This window comes from Streptomyces sp. NPDC016851, assembly GCF_055562795.1.
This window is the reverse complement of sequence record NZ_JBVHEP010000002.1, coordinates 327,823-348,090: the sequence shown is the minus strand read 5'-3', so window position 1 is coordinate 348,090 and position 20,268 is coordinate 327,823. Positions and strand designations below refer to the sequence as shown.

The following is a 20,268-nucleotide window of genomic DNA, read 5'->3' as shown; positions in this document are numbered from 1 at the left end:
CATCATGCAGCAGGAGGCCCCCGCCGCAGCGGGAGCCTCCTACCGGACAGCCTGTAAGGCCTTACAGGCCGTACTTCGCGCGCGCTTCCTTCACGGCCGTCGCCTTGACCTCGCCGCGCCCCGCGAGCTGGGCCAGGGCCGCGACGACGATCGACTCGGCGTCGACACCGAAGTGGCGGCGGGCCGCCTCACGGGTGTCCGAGAGGCCGAAGCCGTCGGCGCCCAGCGAGGACCAGTCCTGCTCGACCCACTGCGCGATCTGGTCCGGGACCTGGCGCATGTAGTCGGAGACCGCCAGCACCGGGCCCTCGGCACCCTGGAGCGCCTGCCGGACGAACGGCATCCGCTCCTCGCCGCGCAGCAGGGCCTCGTCCGCCTCCAGGGCGTCCCGGCGCAGCTCGCTCCAGGAGGTCGCCGACCAGACGTCGGCCGCCACGCCCCACTCCTCGGCCAGGAGCTGTTGGGCCTTGAGCGCCCAGTGGATCGCCGTACCGGAGCCGAGCAGCTGGATCCGCGGGGCGTTGGCCGGGGGCGTGATGCCCGCCGACTCCGCCGTGTTGAAGCGGTACAGGCCCTTGACGATGCCCTCGTCGATGCCGTCGACGGACGGCTTCGCGGGCTGCGGCAGCGGTTCGTTGTAGACCGTCAGGTAGTAGAAGACGTTCTGGTCCTCACCCGGGGCCGCCTCGCCGTACATCCGGCGCAGGCCCTCCTTGACGATGGCCGCGACCTCGTACGCGAACGCCGGGTCGTACGTCAGCGCCGCCGGGTTCGTCGCGGCGATGACGGGGGAGTGGCCGTCGGCGTGCTGGAGGCCCTCACCGGTCAGCGTCGTACGGCCCGCCGTGGCGCCCACGAGGAAGCCGCGGCCGAGCTGGTCGCCGAGCTGCCACATCTGGTCGGCCGTGCGCTGCCAGCCGAACATCGAGTAGAAGATGTAGAACGGGATCATCGTCTCGCCGTGCGTCGCGTACGACGTCGAGGCGGCGATGAAGTCGGCCATCGAACCGGCCTCGGTGATCCCCTCGTTGAGGATCTGGCCGTTCTGGGCCTCCTTGTAGTACATCAGCTGGTCGCGGTCGACCGGCTCGTACGTCTGGCCCTTCGGCGAGTAGATGCCGAGCGACGGGAAGAGGCTCTCCATACCGAAAGTACGCGCCTCGTCCGGGACGATCGGAACCCAGCGCTTGCCGGTCTCCTTGTCGCGGACCAGGTCCTTCACCAGACGGACGAACGCCATGGTGGTGGCCACGTTCTGCGAGCCGGAGCCCTTGTCGAAGGAGGCGAACGCCTTCTCCGCCGGGGCGGGCAGCGGCGCGACCGGGTGGACCCGGCGGGCCGGGGCCGGACCGCCGAGGGCGGCACGCCGCTCCTGGAGGTAGCGGACCTCGGGGGAGTCGGCGCCCGGGTGGCCGTAGGGGACCACGCCGTCGACGAAGTCGCTGTCCTTGATCGGCAGGCCGAGCAGGTCGCGCATGTTCTTGAACTCGTCCACCGTCAGCTTCTTCATCTGGTGGTTGGCGTTCTTCGACGCGAAGCCCTCGCCGAGGGTGTGGCCCTTGACCGTCTGGGCCAGGATCACGGTCGGCGCGCCCTTGTGCTCGACGGCCGCCTTGTACGCGGCGTACACCTTGCGCGCCTCGTGACCGCCGCGCGAGAAGTGGAAGCACTCGAGGATCTTGTCGTCGCTCAGCAGCTTCGCCATCTCCGCCAGCGCCGGGTCGCCGCCGAAGAAGTCCTGGCGGATGTAGGCCGCGTCGCGGGTCTGGTACGTCTGGATCTGCGCGTCCGGTACCTGGCGCAGGCGGCGTACGAGCGCGCCCGTGGTGTCGAGCTGGAACAGCTCGTCCCAGGCCGTGCCCCAGAGCGTCTTGATGACGTTCCAGCCGGCGCCGCGGAACTGGGCCTCCAGCTCCTGCACGATCTTGAAGTTGGCGCGGACCGGGCCGTCGAGGCGCTGCAGGTTGCAGTTGATGACGAACGTGAGGTTGTCCAGCTCCTCACGGGCCGCCAGCGCGAGGGCCGCCGTCGACTCGGGCTCGTCCATCTCGCCGTCACCGAGGAACGCCCACACGTGCGAGGCGGAGGTGTCCTTGATGCCGCGGTTGGTGAGGTAGCGGTTGAACCGCGCCTGGTAGATGGCGGAGAGCGGGCCGAGGCCCATCGACACCGTCGGGAACTCCCACAGCCAGGGCAGGCGGCGCGGGTGCGGGTAGGAGGGCAGGCCGTTGCCGCCCGACTCGCGGCGGAAGTTGTCGAGCTGCTCCTCGGTCAGACGGCCGTCGAGGAACGCGCGGGCGTAGATGCCGGGGGAGGCGTGGCCCTGGATGTAGAGCTGGTCGCCGGAGCCGTCGGCCTCTTTGCCTTTGAAGAAGTGGTTGAAGCCGGTCTCGTACAGCCAGGCGGCGGAGGCGAAGGTGGCGATGTGGCCGCCGACGCCGTACTTGCTGCCCCGGGTGACCATCGCGGCCGCGTTCCAGCGGTTCCACGCGGTGATCCGCTGCTCCATCGCCTCGTCACCGGGCACGGCCGGCTCGGCGGCGGTGGGGATGGAGTTGACGTAGTCCGTCTCCAGGAGCTTCGGCAGCGCGATGCCGGCGCCCTCGGCACGCTCCAGCGTGCGCCGCATCAGGTACGCGGCACGGTGCGGCCCGGCCGCCTCGGTCACCGCGTCCAGGGAGGCCTGCCATTCGGCGGTCTCCTCCGGGTCCCGGTCCGGGAGCTGGTCGAGCTCGCTCGGCTGGATGGCGTTGGGGTCGGTCATGTCGCCGCCTTCCTCAGTCGAAGGGGGTTCCCTCACGTAAGGGGATCGGGGGTGCCCTTTGTCTTTGGCAGGACAGGGCTGGAGCTTGGGTGGCAAGCCCGTCGGCGACTGTAACTCGCTGATCGATGATCGATCAAAGGGTTGAGGGAGAAAACCTCTTGATCACGAGAAAGTAGGCACGGGGTGCCTTCGGCGGTGGCACGCGGTGACGGCGTTTCTGTGGGTTTTCGCAGGTGAGAGGCGTTTGAGCGGGGGTGCGCTCGGGTGTCACGCCCGGGGCGCGCAGCCCAGGACGTGCGCCTTCACCAGTTCCGCGATCCGGGGGTCGCGGCGCTTGAACGCGGCGACCAGCTCCTCGTGCTCCTCGGCGTACGACTGCTGCTGCGTGCCCAGCCAGCGGATCGACAGGGCCGTGAACACCTCGATGCCGAGGCCTTCCCAGGTGTGCAGCAGGACGGAGTTGCCCGCCGCGCGGACCAGTTCGCGGTGGAAGGCGACGGTGTGGCGGACCTGGGCCGTGCCGTCGGACACGCGGTCGGCCTCGTACAGGGCGCTGACGTGGGGTTCCAGGGCCGAGCAGTCCTCGGACAGGCTCTGGGCCGCCAGTTCCGCCGCGATGGCCTCCAGGCCGGCCCGGACCGGGTAGCTCTCCTCCAGGTCGGCGGCGGTCAGGTTCCTGACGCGGACGCCCTTGTTCGGAGCCGACTCGATCAGGCGCAGGGACTCGAGCTCGCGCAGGGCCTCGCGGACCGGGGTCTGGCTGACCTCCAGTTCGGTCGCGATGCGGCGCTCCACGATCCGCTCGCCCGGCTGCCACCGTCCGCTGATGATCCCCTCCAGGATGTGCTCGCGGATCTGCTCGCGCAGCGAGTGGATGACGGGCGCGGTCATGAAGGCTCCTCAGTCGGGATTGACGCTTAGACAATACGGCCGGGTCGCTCCGCGGGTGAGACTGACGAGTGTGCTTTCACGCAGGTGAGACGAGTTGCACATGGTGCGTGTGGCGCGCCTTGGAGCTCGGTCCGTTCGGTCTGTGGGCGGCTGCGGATCGTTCGTGGCTTGTCGCGCAGTTCCCCGCGCCCCCAAGCAAAGCGCCCCCGCCCGGAGATATCCGAGCGGGGGCACCGTACAGCCGTACCGGCGTGGGGGTCAGAGGCCGAGCTCGACCTCGAACTCGCCCGCTTCCAGGATGGCCTTGACCGCCGTCAGGTAACGGGCCGCGTCGGCGCCGTCCACCAGGCGGTGGTCGTAGGACAGGGTCAGGTACGTCATGTCGCGGACGCCGATGACCGGGCCGTCCTCCGTCTCGATGACGGCGGGGCGCTTGACCGTGGCGCCGATGCCGAGGATCGCGACCTGGCCCGGGGGCACGATGATCGTGTCGAAGAGCGCGCCGCGCGACCCGGTGTTGGAGATGGTGAAGGTCGCGCCGGACAGCTCGTCCGGGGTGATCTTGTTGGCGCGGACCTTGCCCGCCAGCTCGGCCGTGGCCTTGGCGATACCGGCGAGGTTGAGGTCACCGGCGTTCTTGATGACCGGGGTCATCAGGCCCTTCTCGGAGTCCACCGCGATACCGATGTTCTCGGTGTCGAAGTAGGTGATGGTCCCCTCGGCCTCGTTGATCTTGGCGTTGATGGGCGCGTGCGCCTTCAGCGCCTGGGCCGCGGCCTTGACGAAGAACGGCATCGGGGAGAGCTTGACGCCCTCGCGGGCGGCGAAGGAGTCCTTCGCCCGGCCGCGCAGCTTCATCAGGCGGGTGACGTCGACCTCGACCACCGAGGACAGCTGGGCCTGCTCGTGCAGGGCCTTGACCATGTTGTCGCCGATGACCTTGCGGATCCGCGGCATCTTGATGGTCTGGCCGCGCAGCGGGGACGCCTCCAGTACCGGGGCCTTCTTGGCGGCGGCCGGAGCGGCGGCGGCAGGGGCCGGAGCAGCGGCGGCGGCCTTGGCGGCCTCGGCGGCGGCCATGACGTCCTGCTTGCGGATACGGCCGCCGACACCGGTGCCCTTGACGGTGGACAGGTCGACGCCGTTCTCGGCGGCGAGCTTGCGCACCAGCGGGGTGACGTAGGCACCGTCGTCGGCCGGCTTGGCGGCGGCCGGAGCGGCCGGGGCCTGGGCCGGAGCCGGCTCGGGAGCAGCCGGGGCCGGGTCGGGAGCCGGGGTGACCTGCTGCTGCGGGGCCGGAGCCGACGGGGCCTGCGGAGCCGGGGCGGGCTGCGCCGGAGCCGGAGCCGGAGCCGGAGCCGGAGTCGGAGTCGGGGCCGGGGTGGGCTCGGGCTGGGCCGGGGCGGCCGGGGCCTCCTGCGCCGGGGCGGCGGCCGGAGCGGCACCCGCCTCGCCGATGACGGCGAGCTTGGCGCCGACCTCGGCGGTCTCGTCCTCGCCGACCACGATCTCCAGCAGCGTGCCCGAGGCGGGCGCCGGGATCTCGGTGTCGACCTTGTCGGTGGAGACCTCGAGCAGCGGCTCGTCGGCCTCGACGCTGTCACCGACCGACTTCAGCCAGCGGGTGACGGTGCCCTCGGTGACGGACTCGCCGAGCGCGGGCAGGACCACGTCCGTGCCCTCGGCGGAGCCGCCGCCGGCAGCGGCGTCGGCGGTGGGAGCGGGCGCCGGGGCGGCCTGCTCGGTGGACGGGGCGGCCGCGGCCGGCTCGGGAGCGGGCTCGGCGACCTGCTCGGCGGCCGGGGCCGGGGCGGCAGCGGGCGCGCCCGTGCCGTCGTCGATCACGGCCAGCTCGGCGCCGACCTCGACCGTCTCGTCCTCGGCGACCTTGATGGAGGCCAGGACACCGGCGGCGGGCGAGGGGATCTCGGTGTCGACCTTGTCGGTCGACACCTCGAGCAGCGGCTCGTCGGCCTCGACGCGCTCACCCTCGGCCTTCAGCCAGCGAGTGACAGTGCCCTCGGTGACGCTCTCTCCGAGCGCCGGAAGGGTTACGGAAACCGCCATGGTTTCGGTTGCTCCTTACGGAAAGTGCGGAAGTCTGTGTCGTCGCGTTCGTCGACCGAGGGGTCAGTCGTGCGCGTGGAGGGGCTTGCCGGCCAGGGCCAGGTGGGCCTCGCCGAGCGCCTCGCTCTGCGTCGGGTGGGCGTGGATGAGCTGCGCGACCTCGGCCGGCAGCGCCTCCCAGTTGTAGATCAGCTGGGCTTCGCCGACCTGCTCGCCCATGCGGTCGCCGACCATGTGGACGCCGACGACGGCACCGTCCTTGACCTGGACGAGCTTGATCTCGCCCGCGGTGTTCAGGATCTTGCTCCTGCCGTTGCCCGCGAGGTTGTACTTCAGAGCGACGACCTTGTCCGCGCCGTAGATCTCCTTGGCCTTGGCCTCGGTGATGCCGACGGAGGCGACCTCCGGGTGGCAGTACGTCACCCGCGGGACACCGTCGTAGTCGATCGGAACGGTCTTGAGACCGGCCAGACGCTCCGCCACCAGGATGCCCTCGGCGAAGCCGACGTGCGCGAGCTGGAGGGTCGGGACCAGGTCACCGACGGCGGAGACGGTCGGCACGTTCGTGCGCATGTACTCGTCGACCAGGACGTAGCCGCGGTCCATGGCGACGCCCTGCTCCTCGTAGCCCAGGCCCTGGGAGACCGGGCCGCGGCCGATGGCGACGAGCAGGACCTCGGCCTCGAACTCCTTGCCGTCGGCGAGGGTGACCTTGACGCCGTCCTGCGTGTACTCGGCCTTCTCGAAGAACGTGCCCAGGTTGAACTTGATGCCGCGCTTGCGGAAGGCGCGCTCCAGCAGCTTGGAGGAGTTCTCGTCCTCGACCGGGACGAGGTGCTTCAGGCCCTCGACGATGGTGACGTCGGTGCCGAAGGACTTCCACGCGGAGGCGAACTCGACGCCGATGACACCGCCGCCGAGGATGATCGCGGACTTCGGCACACGGTCCAGGACGAGGGCGTGGTCCGAGGAGATGATCCGGTCGCCGTCGATCTCCAGGCCGGGCAGCGACTTCGGCACGGAGCCGGTCGCGAGGAGCACGTGGCGGCCCTGGACACGCCGGCCGTTCACGTCGACGGAGGTCGGGGAGGACAGCCGTCCCTCACCCTCGATGTAGGTCACCTTGCGGGAGGCGACGAGCCCCTGGAGCCCCTTGTAGAGGCCGGCGACCACGCCGTCCTTGTACTTGTGGACGCCGGCGATGTCGATGCCCTCGAGGGTCGCCTTCACACCGAACTGCTCGCTCTCGCGGGCCTGGTCGGCGATCTCACCCGCGTGCAGCAGGGCCTTGGTGGGGATGCAACCTCGGTGCAGGCAGGTGCCGCCGACCTTGTCCTTCTCGATCAGGGCGACGTCCAGGCCCAGCTGCGCCCCGCGCAGGGCCGCGGCGTAACCACCGCTGCCACCGCCGAGGATCACTAGGTCGAAAACGGTGCTGGCGTCGTTCGCCACGTCACGTCCTCCATGCATGTGCGCCGTACGCCGGTCTTCACTGACCGGCAGGCGGCTGGTGTCCGGCCGCTCGTTCTTCGGCCCTTCGGTGGGGCCCTGTCCTGCCGAGCCCCATCTTCGCACTTGTCAGCACAGAAGGAGACGCCGGGCTGCTGTGTGAGACGCCCCACGTTCAGATGAGACGCGCCCTGAAGGATGACGGACGGCGGGGTCGTGCCCCGAAGGGGCGCGGGGAACTGCGCGAACAGCCCCCACGCCCCCGCACTCGCCACACAACCGGCGAGACCGAGCTCTCAGGCGGAACTCAGCCCAGGTCGCCCGAAGCCGTCAGCTCTGCAAGCCGCACCAGCGTCCGTACGCCACTGCCCGTCCCGCCCTTCGGCGTGTACCCGAACGGTCCGCCCTCATTGAACGCCGGCCCGGCGATGTCGAGGTGCGCCCAGGTGATGCCCTCGCCCACGAACTCGCGCAGGAACAGCCCGGCGACCAGTCCGCCGCCCATCCGCTCGCCCATGTTCGCGATGTCGGCCGTGGGCGAGTCCATCCCCTTGCGCAGGTGCTCCGGCATCGGCATCGGCCACGCCGGCTCCCCGACCTCCTCCGCCGCCTCGAACAGCGCCGTACGGAAGGAGTCGTCGTTGCCCATGATCCCGAACGTCCGGTTCCCCAGCGCCAGCACCATCGCCCCGGTCAGCGTCGCGACGTCCACGATCGCGTCGGGCTTCTCCTGGGACGCCGCCCACAGGGCGTCGGCCAGCACCAGCCGGCCCTCCGCGTCGGTGTTGAGCACCTCCACCGTCTTGCCGCTGTACATCCGCAGCACGTCGCCCGGACGGGTCGCGGACCCGGAGGGCATGTTCTCGGCCAGCGCCAGCCAGCCGGTGACGTTGACCTCCAGCCCCAGCCGGGCGGCCGCCACGACCGCGGCGAACACCGCGGCCGCGCCGCTCATGTCGCACTTCATCGTCTCGTTGTGACCGGCCGGCTTCAGCGAGATGCCGCCCGAGTCGTACGTGATGCCCTTGCCGACGAAGGCGAGGTTCTTCTTCGCCTTCGAGGAGGTGTACGACAGCTTCACCAGGCGCGGGCCCGCCGCCGAGCCGGCCCCGACGCCGAGGATGCCGCCGTAGCCGCCCTTCTCCAGGGCCTTCACGTCGAGCACCTGCACCTTGATGCCGTGCTCCTTGGCCGCGGCCTGGGCGATCGCGGCGAACGACTCGGGGTTCAGGTCGTTCGGCGGGGTGTTGACCAGGTCGCGGGCGCGGTTGAGCTCCTCGGACACGGCGACGGCACGCTCGATCGCGGCCTTGTACGCCTTGTCGCGGGGCTTGCCGCCGAGCAGGGCCACCTCGGCGAGCGGGGCCTTGCCGTTCTTCGCCTTGGGGTCCTTGCCGTTGTCCTTGTAGGCGTCGAAGGAGTAGGCGCCGAGCAGCGCGCCCTCTCCGATCGCGCCGGCGTCGGCGGCGTCCGTCAGGGGGAGGGCGAAGGCGGCCTTCTTGGACCCGGCCAGAGCGCGGGCGGCGACGCCGGCGGCCTTGCGCAGGGCCTCGGTGTCGTAACCGGCGTCCTTCTCGGGCACCGGGCCCAGGCCCACCGCCAGCACGAGCGGTGCCTTGAAGCCGGACGGCGCCGGCAGCTTCGTCGCCTCGCCCTCGGCACCGGAGGCGCCGAGGGTCTCCAGAACGCCGGCGAGCCTGCCGTCGTACGCCTTGTCCACGGCCTCGGCGCCCGGCGCGACGACCGGCCCCTTGGCACCCTTGGCGACACCGATCACGATGGCGTCGGCCCGCAGACCGGGCGCCGCGGCGGTGCTGAGAGTGAGAGCAGTCACGGTGGTGAAATCTCGCTTCCGATGTGAAGTTGCTGTGGTCGAACGGTGTGGGTCGACCGGGCCCGACAGCCGACCCTATTGCGACCTCAGGGTTCGGATATCACTGGGCCTTCCCCGGTGCGGCGAACACTCGACGACGAGACTACGCGCGTGGCCGTGTTCGCTCATTTCTGCGGGCGTTCACCTGTCGGTGGCGAAGTGGCCATTTCTTGATCCTTTATGCCGGTGAACTGAGTCACACTCATCGGGATCCGGTGAGCGCCCTGCTCGCCGCTTTGCATGATTTCCACGGATCCTCCTCTGTTCGACCGCAAGGGGATCTCTGGGATCTTCAGGGGGAGGAACCATGGCGCAGCGTGCGCGCAGGTGGAGAGACACGGCCGCCGCGGTGACGGCGGCGGGCATGATCACGGCCGGGGCGGTGGCGCCGGGGGCGGCGGCCGCGGAGGCACCACGCATCGATCTGAAGGTGCTGGTGGTGGACAACGGCGACAGCTCCGTCCGGGCCGTGACCGCCCAGCTCAGAAGCACCGGTGTCCCGTACACGACGGTCGACCTGAACGACGCGGACCGCCCGAAGGTCACCGAGTCGTTCCTGAGCGACACGGTGAACGGCAGCCCCCGCGCCAAGTACCAGGGCGTCGTCCTGCCGAACGAATCCCCGTTCGGCGCGGGCTCCGCCGAGCAGACCGCCCTGGAGACCTACGAGCGGACGTACGGCATCCCGCAGGTCGACGCCTACACCTGGGCGCACCCGGAGGTCGGCCTCGACTACACCAGCGAGGGTGGCTGGGCAGGCACTCTTGACGGGCGCGAGGCATCCGTCACCGCGGCCGGCAAGGCGGGCTGGTTCGGCTACCTCGACGGCGCGTTCCGCTTCGAGGACAACGCGGCGTCCGTCCAGGAGAGTTACGGCTACGTGGCCCGGCCCCGCGCCGGCTTCACCAGCTACGTCGACATCCCCGTGCCCGGCGGCTCCGGCCGTGGCAGTCTCGTCGGCGAGTACGCCCACGACGGCCGCCGCGAACTCGTCGTGACCTTCGCCTACAACGGCAACCAGCAGCAGTTCCGGCTGCTGGCCCGGGGCATCGTCGAGTGGCTCACCCAGGGCGTGCACCTGGGCCGGACTCGCAACTCCTTCGCCGTGCACGTCGACGACGTGTTCGCCCCGGACAGCCGCTGGGACACCGAGCGCAACTGCACCCCGGGCGACTTCGACTGCGCGGGCGGCGACGGCGAGGGCACCACGCCGATCCGCATGACCGCGGACGACGCCGCCCACGCCGCCCAGTGGCAGCGCGAGCACGGCTTCACCATGGACATGGTCTACAACGCCGGCTCCGGCGAGGAGTGGAAGACCCAGCACGGCGGCACCGACGCGCTGACCGACCGGCTGCTCGCCGACAAGGCGCAGTACCGCTGGGTCAACCACACCTACACGCACCCCTTCCTCGGCTGCGTGCAGGACACCTCCACCGTGCCGTGGAGCTGCGCGAAGAACACCGACGGCTCGACGAAGTACATGAGCCGCGCCGAGATCGCCGCGCAGATCCGCGACAACCACAACTGGGCGGTGAACAAGGGCCTCCCCGTGGACCGCGCCGAGCTGGTCACCGGTGAGCACTCGGGCCTGAAGACCCTGCCCCAGCAGCCGAACGACAACCCCAACCTGGCCGGCGCCCTCGCCGACACCGGCGTCAGGTGGGTCGCCTCGGACAACTCCCGCGAGCCCGAGCAGCGGGCCGTCGGCAACGCGCTGACCGTCCCGCGCCACCCCATGAACGTGTACTACAACGTGGGCACGGCGGCCGAGATGGCCGACGAGTACAACTGGGTCTACACCTCGCGGGCCGACGGCGGCAGCGGCGTCTGCGAGGACAACCCCACCTCCACCTGCCTCGACGAGCCGCTCGACCCCGCCACCGGCTACGCCGAGCACATCGTCCCGCAGGAGGCGCGCACCGCCCTCGGGCACGTCCTCGCCGGAGACCCCCGGCCGCACTACGCGCACCAGTCCAACCTGGCCGAGGACCGGCTGATCTACCCGGTCATGGAGAAGGTGCTGGACGACTACCGGGCCCTGTTCGCCGACAACACCCCGCTGGAGAACCCCCGGCACAGCACCATCGGCACCGAGGTGCAGCGCCGCGCCGCCTGGCAGAAGGCCCTGGCCGACGGCCGTGTCACGGCGTACCGCATCGGCGACACGGTCACGGTCACGGCACCGTCCGGAACGCAGATCCCGGTGACCGCCCCGGAGGGCACGAAGAAGGAACTCGTACTGGGCACGACCGCCTTCGGCACCCCGTACGCAGGATCCCGCTCGGCCTGGACGACCCCGGCAGCACTCCAGTCGGCTCTGACCCTGAAGTTGCCCCTTTAGGGGCGCGGGGAACTGCGCGACCAGCCCACACGAGACCCGCACTCGGCATCCGGGCAGCAGTTCCCCGCACACCATCCGCAAAACAGGGGGAAACACCGCATGAGGCGAACAGGCCGCCACGTCACCATGCTCACGGAAGGCACCTACCCGCACGTCCACGGCGGCGTCAGCACCTGGTGCGACCAGCTCGTCAAGGGCATGCCCGAGGTCGACTTCCACCTCGTCTCGCTCACCGGCAACGGCCGCGAACCCGTCACCTGGGAACTGCCGCCCAACGTCCACGCGCACACTCCGGTCCCCACCTGGGGCCCGCGCCCCGGCCGCAGAAGGCCGCCCTACGGCAGGGCCCGCCGCCGCTTCACCGAGACCTACGAGCGTTTCCTGCTCTCCTTCCTCGACCCCGGCTCGCACGCCGACTTCGGCGAGTCCCTGAACGAGCTGGCCGTGCTCGCCCGCGACGGACACCTGCCGGCGGCCCTGCGCACCGAGTCGGCGCTGCGGTCCCTGATGTGGATATGGACCATGCCGCACCTGCCGACGGCCGCCGCCCGCCCCACCGTGCAGGACGCCCTGACCGCGACCGACCTGCTGGAACACGCTCTGCGCCCGCTCGGCGTCCGCATCCCCGAGGACTGCGTCGCACACGCCGTCAGCAGCGGCCTGGCGACCCTGCCCGCGCTCGCCGCCCGCCACCTGGACGGCGTGCCGTTCCTGCTCACCGAGCACGGCATCTACCTGCGCGAGCGCTATCTCGGCTACCGCCAGGGCGCCCAGCGCTGGCCCGTGAAGGCCTTCATGCTCGGCTTCTACCGCGAGCTGAACTCGTACGGCTACCGCGCCGCCGATCTGATCACCCCGTGCAACCAGTACAACCGCCGCTGGGAGGAGCGCGGCGGCGCCGACGCCGACAAGATCCGCACGGTCTACAACGGCGTCGACCCGGCCGCCTTCCCGCACGCCGGCCCCGAGCCCGAGGTCCCGACCCTGTCCTGGTGCGGCCGGATCGACCCGATCAAGGACCTGGAGACCCTGATCCGCGCCTACGCGCTGGTGCGCGCCGAGATCCCGGCGACCCGGCTGCGGCTCTTCGGCCCGGTCCCGCCCGGCGGCGAGGCCTACCGCACCCGCCTGGAGAAGCTCGCCGCCGAACTGGGCGTCACCGACGGCCTCACCTTCGAGGGCCGCATCACCGAGGTCTGGCGGGCCTACGCGGCCGGGCACCTGGTCATGCTGTCGTCGATCTCCGAGGGCTTCCCGTTCTCCATCATCGAGGCCATGTCGTGCGGCCGTACGACGGTGTCGACGGACGTCGGGGGAGTGCGCGAGGCCGTCGGCGACACGGGTCTGGTCGTGCCGCCGCGCGAGCCGGAGAAGATGGCCGCCGCCGCGCTGACTCTGCTGAAGGACGACCAACGGCGCGTCGAACTGGGGGAGTTGTCGAGACAACGCGTCATCGACCGGTTCACGCTGCGCCGCTCGGTGGACGCCTTCCGCACCATCTACAAGGAACTCGCGGGCGAGGACGAGGTGTACGAGCCGACGCTGGAGACCGTCGCCGACTGGACGCTGGAGCTGCGCGACCCCTGGTACGCGTCCACCGCGGTCTGGGGGTCCCCCCGGACGGAGTCTGGGGGAGGGGCCGGCTGGTGAGCGGGAGTGTCTGGCTGCCCCCGGGCTCCCGCCCGGACACCCTCCCCGGCATTCCCCGGCAGCGCACCCCCAGCTGGGCCCGACCCGACCCGGTCGACGAACTCGCCGTCCGCCTGGAGGACTTCATAGCCGCGGCCGTCCACCCCGACGAGATAGCCGCCCTGCTCGAGTCCGACGGCCTCTCCGACGACCAGATACGCGAACGGTACGGCGTGAAGAACTCCTTCGCGCTCGCCGAGACCCTCTACGAACGCGTCGAGCGCCGCTACCCGGAGCCCGACGGCCCGGCGCACGACCCCTGGCGGATCGGCCTGCTCGGCTGCCTGCTGCGCGGCGTCGTCTTCGCCCTGCCCGGCCTCGCCTACGTCCTCGGCGCACCCCTGTTCACCGGCCCCGGCGACTTCGGGCTCCCCGCGGGCACGGTCCCGCTGCTGGCCGGCGCCCTGTGCGGCTGGACCTGGAACCAGGGCCTCGCCCACCGGGCCTACGCCTGGCTGGGGCTGGGCGACCGGACGGCCGCCCGGCGGTCCCTGCTGCTCGGCGCCCCGGCCGGCGCGCTGCTCGGCTCGCTGGTCGCCCTGGCGTTCGCGGGCGCCGCCGCCCCGGCCGTGGTCGCCTTCGCCGCCGGGCAGTCCTGCTACCTGGCGGCGGCTACCGTGCTGCTGGTGATGGGCCGCGAACGGTTCCTGCTGGCCGCGCTCGCGCCGATGGCCATGGGCGCGGTCCTGTCCCTGGTCGACCCGCTGCCCGAGGCCGCGAGCCTGGCCCTGCTGCTGGGCTCCCTGGCGGCGGTCGCGGTCCTCGCCGTCCGTGAAGTGGCACCCGGCCTCAGGGAACCGGGCGAGGGCGGCTGGACCGCCGGCCTCGTCGCCCTGCTGCCCTTCGGCGGGTTCGGCACCGTCCCCGCGCACCGGCGCCCCGCCGGACCCCGGCTGGCGGGCTCCCTGCCGTACGCCCTGTTCGGGCTCGGCACCGGCGTCCTCGTGCTGTACGCGGCGCTCGGCGACTTCCTCGCCGGAGAGACGGACAGCGCGGTCGCCGCGCCCGCCGCCGTGGCGCTCACCCTCAGCATGGGCCCCGCCGAGTGGCTGCTGTACCGCTTCCGCAGCGACAGCCTCGCCGGACTGCGCTCCAGCGGCACGGCCCGGGACTTCCGGCGCACCACGGTCCTGACCGTCGCCCAGTGCCTGGCCGCCTATCTCGCCGCGCTGCTCGCGCTGAGCCTCGCCGCCTCCCTCCTGTGGCCGCAGTCCCCGGTCCCGGGCGGCGTCCGGCTGGCCGGGCTGCTCCTGCTGGGCGTGGTGCTGTGGACCGGCCTGCTGCTCCAGTCGTTCGGCGCGGTGACCGGCGCGACGGCGGTGTGCTGCGCCGCGGCCCTCGCCCAGACCCTGCTCCTGGCCACCCGCACCGGCGATCCGCACCTGGCCGGTGCGGCCGTCTACGGCACGGCCGCCGCCGTCCAGGCCGTCCTGGTGTGCGTCCTGCTCGGGAGGGCAACCGCCCACCGATGAGCACTCTCCTGGTCCCGTACTACGAGCACCCGTCCGCCCGCCCTGCCGAATGGGACGCGATCGTCGCGGCCGCGCCCCGCCTCTACGGGGTCGTCCTCAACCCGGCCAGCGGCCCCGGCGACCGCCCCGACGAGGCCTTCGCCGAGGTCGCCGCCCGGCTGAAGGCGGCGGGTGTCCGGGTGCTGGGGTACACCGACACCGACTACGGCCGCCGCGCCGCCACGGACGTCGTCCGCGACCTCACCCGGCACCGCGACTGGTACGGCACCGACGGCGCCTTCCTCGACCAGGTCCCGTCCGGGCCCGAGCAGTTCGAGCACTACCAGCGGCTGGCGGTGGCCGCCTGGGGCGTCGGCTGCGGCACCCTCGTCCTCAACCACGGCACGGCACCGCACCCCTGCTACGCCCGCATCGCCGACGTCCTCGTCACCTTCGAGGGCACCTGGGCGGCCTACCGCACCCTGCCTCCGCAGCCCCGGCCCGGCGACGGCGGGGTACGGCTGTGTCACCTGGTGTACGGCGTGCCGCCCGGCGCCGACCCCGAGCGCCTGGCGCGGGAGCGGGGCGCGGCGGTGCACTGCGCCGTGCCCGGAACCGGAGATCATCCTTGGGGCACCCTGCCGTACACCCTGCACAACCCGGAGAACGCCCCGTGAGACGCCCCCTGCTCGCCACCCTGCTCGTCCTGCTGCTCGCGGGCTGCACCCAGGGCCCCGACGACAAGCCCGGCCCCCGCTGGCAGCCCCGCCCCGGCACGGCCTGGCAGTGGCAGCTCAGCGGCCGCCTGGACACCTCCGTGGACGTGCCGGTCTACGACATCGACGGCTTCGACCACTCCGAGGCCACCGTCGCCCGGCTGCACCGCGAGGACCGCAAGGTCATCTGCTACCTGTCCACCGGCGCCTGGGAGGAGTTCCGCCCGGACGCGAAGAAGTTCCCGAAGCCGGTCCTCGGCCGGGGCAACGGCTGGGAGGGCGAACGCTGGCTCGACATCCGCCGCACCGACGTCCTGGAGCCGATCATGGCGGCCCGCATGGACATGTGCCGTGACAAGGGCTTCGACGCGGTGGAGCCCGACAACATGGACGGCTACCGCAACGACACCGGCTTCCCGCTGACCGCCGCCGACCAGCTCCGCTACAACCGCCTCATCGCCCGTCTGGCCCACGACCGGGGCCTGGCCGTCGGCCTGAAGAACGACCTGGACCAGATCCCTGAGCTGGTCGGCGACTTCGACTTCGCGGTCAACGAACAGTGCGCCCAGTACGACGAGTGCGGGGCCCTGAAGCCGTTCGTGGAGGCGGGCAAGGCCGTCTTCCACGTCGAGTACGAGGTGCCCACCGGCCGCTTCTGCGCCGACTCCCGCCGCCTGAAACTGAGTTCGCTGCTCAAGAAGTACGAACTAGGGGCGTGGCGGCAGGCATGCTGAGGCCGATCCCCGTGACCGCCGTGCCCGCGACCCGGTCGGCGAGGGAACGCCGACCGGGGGAGAGGACCGGCAGCGCGTTCAGCAGGAACAGCACCACCGCGACCGCCCACGCCAGCACCGACAGCACGACCTGCCCCTCGACCAGCAGCACACAGGCCACCGCGTACACGGCGACGTCCGCCGCCGTGGTGACCGCGGCCCGCCGCGCCGCCCTGAGCCCGCGCGGGAGGTTCGAGGTGACCTTCAGCCCGGCCAGGGCCTTGCCGACCGTGCGCCCGGCCACCGCCAGGCACACCCACTGGTAGAGGAACACCGTCAGCACCAGCAGCCCGAAGGCCTGCTCGACGTACAGCACCGACTTGTCCCACAGCGTCAGTCCCAGGTCCTGGGAGGCGTCGAGCACGTCGCCGCGCGAGGTCAGCAGTTCGAATCCGCTGCGGGTGGCCAGCTCGGGCACGTCGGTGACGAGCGCCGAGACCCGGTGGAAGGTGAGCACGGCGAGCACCGAGGCCAGCGCCACCACCAGTGCGAAATCGACGAGCCAGGCCAGGGCACGGCGCAGCTTCGGCATGAACATCCCCCGATCACTTGTGTGTCGGGGCAGGAAGCTAGCGGCTGGGCGGCCCGTGCAGGAGAGGGACGAGGAGATCGTTTCAGCCCAGTGACAGAACGACCAGCGCCGTGGTCGCCGCCGTCTCCGCCAGGCCGCCGAAGACGTCACCGGTGACCCCGCCGAAGCGGCGGGTGCAGTGACGCAGCAGCACCTCGGCGGCGGCCAGGGAGAGGACGACCGCGAGCACGCTCCGGACCATGTCGTACGGCCCGAGGACGGCACCGGCCGCAGCCGCGGCTCCCGCGACGGCCACGGCGGCGACCACCGCCCCGCGCACCGGCACCACACCGGCCACCGCGGCCCCCAGCCCCTCCGGCCGCGCCGCCGGCACCCCGGCCCGGGCCGCCAGGGTCAGGGCCAGCCGCGCGACCGTCGCGGAGACGACGGCGGCACAGGCGCCCCGGGCCCAGGAGGCGTCATATGCATGGGCGAGCGCGGCGGCCTGCCCGAGCAGGGCGAGGACGAGGGCGATGACCCCGAACGGCCCGATGTCCGACTGCTTCATGATCCGCAGGGCGTCCTCGGCGGGCTTGCCGCTGCCCAGTCCGTCGGCGGTGTCCGCGAGTCCGTCGAGGTGCAGCCCCCGGGTCAGGACGGCGGGGACGGCGACGGTGGCCACGGCGGCGAGCGGTCCTCCCGCGCCGAGGAACAGCAGTACCAACCCGGTGGCGGCAGCGGCGGCACCGACCGCGAGCCCGGCCAGCGGAGCGCACAGCATGCCGCCGCGCGCGGCCTCCCGGTCCCACCGGGTCACCCGGACCGGGAACACCGTGAGGGTGCCGAAGGCGAAGCGGAGACCGTCGAGGGGCGAGGTTCTGGGCACCGGCGCAGGCTACCCGCCGGTCAGAAGAGCGGATGCGGCGGCCGAGGATAAAGTTCGCATATGGGATGGCTGGAGCGGAACATCATCGAACCCGGCAAGCTGCCGCTGCTCCTGGCCCTCGTCTCCTTCGTGGTGACCTTCCTGATCACCCGGGGCATCACCCGCCTCATCCGGGCGGGCAAGGGCCCCTTCCGCAATGTCAGCAGCAGCAGTGGTGTCCACGTCCACCACGTCGTCCCGGGGATCATCCTGACGATCGCCGGCGGCTTCGGCGCGGTCGCGAGCGGGCAGCACGGCTTCGGCTCGGCACTGGCCGCGGTGGTCTTCGGCATCGGGGCCGGTCTCGTCCTCGACGAGTTCGCCCTGGTCCTGCACCTGGCCGACGTCTACTGGAGCGAGGCCGGCCGCAAGAGCGTCGAGATGGTCGTCCTCACCGCCTCCCTCGTCGGACTGCTCCTGATCGGCTTCTCGCCCCTGGGCGTCGACGGCCTCTCGGAGGACCAGGAGCAGAACCGCGCCACCGTGATCGTGAACATCGCCGTGAACTTCCTGTTCGCCCTCATCGCCCTGTTCAAGGGCAAGACCCGCCTCGCGGTCTTCGGCGTGATCGTCCCCGTCATCGCCCTGATCGGCGCCGTACGACTGGCCCGCCCCGGCTCCTACTGGGCCAAGCGCTTCTACCGGCGCCGCCCCCGCGCCCGGGCCAAGTCCGGCCTGCGGGCCTACCGCCACGACCGCCGCTGGCTGGGCCCCCGGCGCGCGTTCCAGGACTGGATCGGCGGCGCGCCCGACCCGCAGCAGCCCCGGTCCCTCGAACACCACTGACGTACCGCCGGCGCAGCGCACCGCCCGCGCACACCACCAGCACGGCCGCGATCGCCGCCAGGTGCTCCTTGCCCGCCAGGTTCTCCTTCACGGCGACCTCGGCGACCATCGCCACGATCACCGCCCCGGCCGTGACGTACGCGCGGTAGCGCCAGCCCAGACAGACGGCCAGTCCCACCACCGCCGCCGACGGCCCGGTGTCCACGACCCGGGCGTCCGAGGCGGGCAGGCCCAGCGGGGAGTCGGGGCCCAGCCAGATGCCGAGGCGGGCGTAGAGCGTGCCCGCGAGCGTCGCGAGGTACGCGACGGTCAGGGTCCGCCACCGGCCCAGGCAGAGTTCCGCGATGCCGAACACCAGCAGCAGCTGCGCCAGCGCGCCCCACACCGGCAGGTCCAGCGCGGGCACGAACAGCGACAGCGGCGTCCGCAGCAGCGCCAGCCACAGCGGGTCCTCGGCCCGTACCGCCCCGATGTCCTGCACGAACCGGTAGCCCCAGGACTGGTTGTGCACCACGTGCAGCGCGGCCGTGAGGCACACGGCCGCGACCGCCATCGGCACGGCCCGCAGGCGCCGCTCCCGCAGCGGCCCGCGCACGGCCGCGTACAGCGGCCCCCATTCGGCACGGGCCCAGCGAGCGAGCATGGTCATCGGGTCGTCCTCGTCCGGTGTCGGTACATGGGCGAAGACCGACCGGAGGGGGACGAAGTTGAGCCAGGTGTGCGTGACCAGGATCTCCCGGAACGCTACTGCTCGGAGGGAACCTCGGAAGCCTCGGAAACCTCGCCGGCCTCGGCGACCTCAGGGGCCTCCGCCTTCTCCGACTCCTCGGACTCCTTCGGCTTCTCGGGCAGCTCCGCCGCCAGTGCCGCCGCGGCCTGCACCAGGGGGAGCGCGAGCAGGCCGCCCGCGCCCTCGCCGACGGTCACGCCCTGGGTCAGCAGCGGCTCCAGGGCCATCCGGTCCAGCGCCTTGGCCTGCCCGGGCTCGCCGCTGTCGTGCGCGGCCAGCCACCAGTCCGGCGCCCGGAACGCGATCCGCTGCCCGACCAGCGCGCACGCGGCCGTCACGACCCCGTCGAGCACCACGGGCATCTTCCGCACCGCGCTCTGCAGCAGGAAGCCCGTCATCGCGGCGAGGTCGGCCCCGCCGACCGCCGCCAGCAGCTGCAACTGGTCCCCGAGCACCGGCCGGGCCCGGCGTAGCGCGTCGCGGATCGCCGCGCACTTGCGCATCCACGCCAGGTCGTCGATCGCCAGCCCGCCCCGGCCGGTGACGACCGACGCGTCGACCCCGCACAGCGCCGCGACCAGCACGCCCGCCGCCGTGGTCCCGCCGACGCTCACATCGCCGAGCACCACCAGATCCGTACCGGAGTCGGCCTCCTCGTCGGCCACCGCGACCCCGGCCCGGAAAGCCGCCTCGGCCTCCTCCGGGGTCAGCGCGTCCTCGACGTCGATCCGCCCGCTGCCGCGCCGCACCCGGTGCCGCACGACGTCCTCGGGCAGCGACTCCGGGTCGCAGTCCAGAGCCATGTCGACGATCCGCACCGGCACGCCCAGCCGCCGCGCCAGCACCGACACGGGCCGGCCGCCCTCCAGCACCTCACGCACCAGCTCCGCGGCGCCGCCCGCCGGCCGGGCCGAGACGCCCAGCTCGGCGACGCCGTGATCACCGGCGAAGAGCACCACCCGCGGCCGTTCGATCGGCCGCACCGGCACGGCCGACTGCGCCGCGGCCAGCCACTCACCCAGGTCATCGAGGCGGCCCAGCGACCCGGGCGGCACGATCTGCCGCTCCCGGCGCGCCTCGGCGTCACGGCGTACCCCGCCGTCCGGACGCTCGATCAGATCGGTGAAGTCGTCGAGATTAAGCGAGCTCATTCGCCGAACAGTACCGGCACCGGTCGAACAGCAGGGCGCCACATCGCGACTCCGCGCAGGCGACGTCGTTGCACCCGGGATCCCCATCCCATACGTTCCGGTTTGCAGCGGATTGTCGTACGTGGTTCGTCGGACGTCCCTGCCGTAC

Annotated in this window: 15 protein-coding genes; 6 read left to right on the top strand and 9 right to left on the bottom strand. The window is 72.0% G+C overall.

Annotated elements, in window-relative coordinates:
- Positions 1–61: 61 nt before the first annotated feature.
- The 6 genes from aceE to ACZ3I3_RS04255 form a co-directional block, all read right to left on the bottom strand.
- Positions 62–2,764, bottom strand: coding sequence for a pyruvate dehydrogenase (acetyl-transferring), homodimeric type (gene aceE, locus ACZ3I3_RS04280; protein WP_467362398.1), 2,703 nt, complete (start codon positions 2,762–2,764; stop codon positions 62–64).
- Between the two features lie 267 nt (positions 2,765–3,031).
- Complete coding sequence (locus ACZ3I3_RS04275; RefSeq protein WP_388057109.1) at positions 3,032–3,655, bottom strand: GntR family transcriptional regulator; 624 nt, start codon at positions 3,653–3,655, stop codon at positions 3,032–3,034.
- 258 nt (positions 3,656–3,913) lie between these two features.
- Complete coding sequence (sucB, locus tag ACZ3I3_RS04270; RefSeq protein ID WP_467362397.1) at positions 3,914–5,722, bottom strand: 2-oxoglutarate dehydrogenase, E2 component, dihydrolipoamide succinyltransferase; 1,809 nt, start codon at positions 5,720–5,722, stop codon at positions 3,914–3,916.
- Between the two features lie 63 nt (positions 5,723–5,785).
- Complete coding sequence (lpdA, locus tag ACZ3I3_RS04265) at positions 5,786–7,174, bottom strand: dihydrolipoyl dehydrogenase (RefSeq protein WP_467362395.1); 1,389 nt, start codon at positions 7,172–7,174, stop codon at positions 5,786–5,788.
- 304 nt (positions 7,175–7,478) lie between these two features.
- Positions 7,479–9,005 (bottom strand): leucyl aminopeptidase, encoded by a 1,527-nt coding sequence (locus ACZ3I3_RS04260; RefSeq protein WP_467362394.1) that lies wholly within the window; start codon positions 9,003–9,005, stop codon positions 7,479–7,481.
- A 164-nt stretch (positions 9,006–9,169) separates the two neighbouring features.
- Complete coding sequence (locus ACZ3I3_RS04255) at positions 9,170–9,295, bottom strand: hypothetical protein (protein WP_467362392.1); 126 nt, start codon at positions 9,293–9,295, stop codon at positions 9,170–9,172.
- A gap of 56 nt (positions 9,296–9,351) precedes the next feature.
- Here ACZ3I3_RS04255 and ACZ3I3_RS04250 point away from each other — a divergent pair, with 56 nt between their 5' ends.
- The 5 genes from ACZ3I3_RS04250 (at position 9,352) to ACZ3I3_RS04230 (ending at position 15,978) form a co-directional block, all read left to right on the top strand.
- Positions 9,352–11,388 carry a hypothetical protein gene (locus ACZ3I3_RS04250; protein ID WP_467362390.1) on the top strand — a complete coding sequence of 679 codons (2,037 nt, stop codon included), beginning with the start codon at positions 9,352–9,354 and terminating at the stop codon, positions 11,386–11,388.
- A 99-nt stretch (positions 11,389–11,487) separates the two neighbouring features.
- A complete protein-coding gene (gene pelF / locus ACZ3I3_RS04245; protein WP_467362389.1) occupies positions 11,488–13,038 on the top strand; it encodes a GT4 family glycosyltransferase PelF in 1,551 nt (516 codons plus the stop codon).
- A complete protein-coding gene (locus ACZ3I3_RS04240) occupies positions 13,035–14,549 on the top strand; it encodes a hypothetical protein (RefSeq protein ID WP_467362388.1) in 1,515 nt (504 codons plus the stop codon). Before pelF ends, ACZ3I3_RS04240 begins: the two co-directional genes overlap by 4 nt.
- Positions 14,546–15,205 carry a spherulation-specific family 4 protein gene (locus tag ACZ3I3_RS04235; protein WP_467362386.1) on the top strand — a complete coding sequence of 220 codons (660 nt, stop codon included), beginning with the start codon at positions 14,546–14,548 and terminating at the stop codon, positions 15,203–15,205. Before ACZ3I3_RS04240 ends, ACZ3I3_RS04235 begins: the two co-directional genes overlap by 4 nt.
- Positions 15,202–15,978 (top strand): endo alpha-1,4 polygalactosaminidase, encoded by a 777-nt coding sequence (locus tag ACZ3I3_RS04230; protein WP_467362384.1) that lies wholly within the window; start codon positions 15,202–15,204, stop codon positions 15,976–15,978. The genes ACZ3I3_RS04235 and ACZ3I3_RS04230 overlap by 4 nt, the downstream gene beginning before the upstream one ends.
- On the opposite strand, the gene ACZ3I3_RS04225 is transcribed toward ACZ3I3_RS04230, so the two are convergent.
- A complete protein-coding gene (locus tag ACZ3I3_RS04225) occupies positions 15,938–16,549 on the bottom strand; it encodes an RDD family protein (protein ID WP_467362382.1) in 612 nt (203 codons plus the stop codon). The genes ACZ3I3_RS04230 and ACZ3I3_RS04225 overlap by 41 nt on opposite strands.
- A gap of 82 nt (positions 16,550–16,631) precedes the next feature.
- Positions 16,632–17,414, bottom strand: coding sequence for an adenosylcobinamide-GDP ribazoletransferase (locus ACZ3I3_RS04220; protein WP_467362380.1), 783 nt, complete (start codon positions 17,412–17,414; stop codon positions 16,632–16,634).
- A gap of 60 nt (positions 17,415–17,474) precedes the next feature.
- Here ACZ3I3_RS04220 and ACZ3I3_RS04215 point away from each other — a divergent pair, with 60 nt between their 5' ends.
- Complete coding sequence (locus ACZ3I3_RS04215; protein ID WP_467362378.1) at positions 17,475–18,239, top strand: hypothetical protein; 765 nt, start codon at positions 17,475–17,477, stop codon at positions 18,237–18,239.
- Between the two features lie 744 nt (positions 18,240–18,983).
- Here the strand turns inward: ACZ3I3_RS04215 and cobT are convergent.
- Complete coding sequence (gene cobT, locus ACZ3I3_RS04210; protein ID WP_467362377.1) at positions 18,984–20,120, bottom strand: nicotinate-nucleotide--dimethylbenzimidazole phosphoribosyltransferase; 1,137 nt, start codon at positions 20,118–20,120, stop codon at positions 18,984–18,986.
- Positions 20,121–20,268 lie beyond the last annotated feature (148 nt).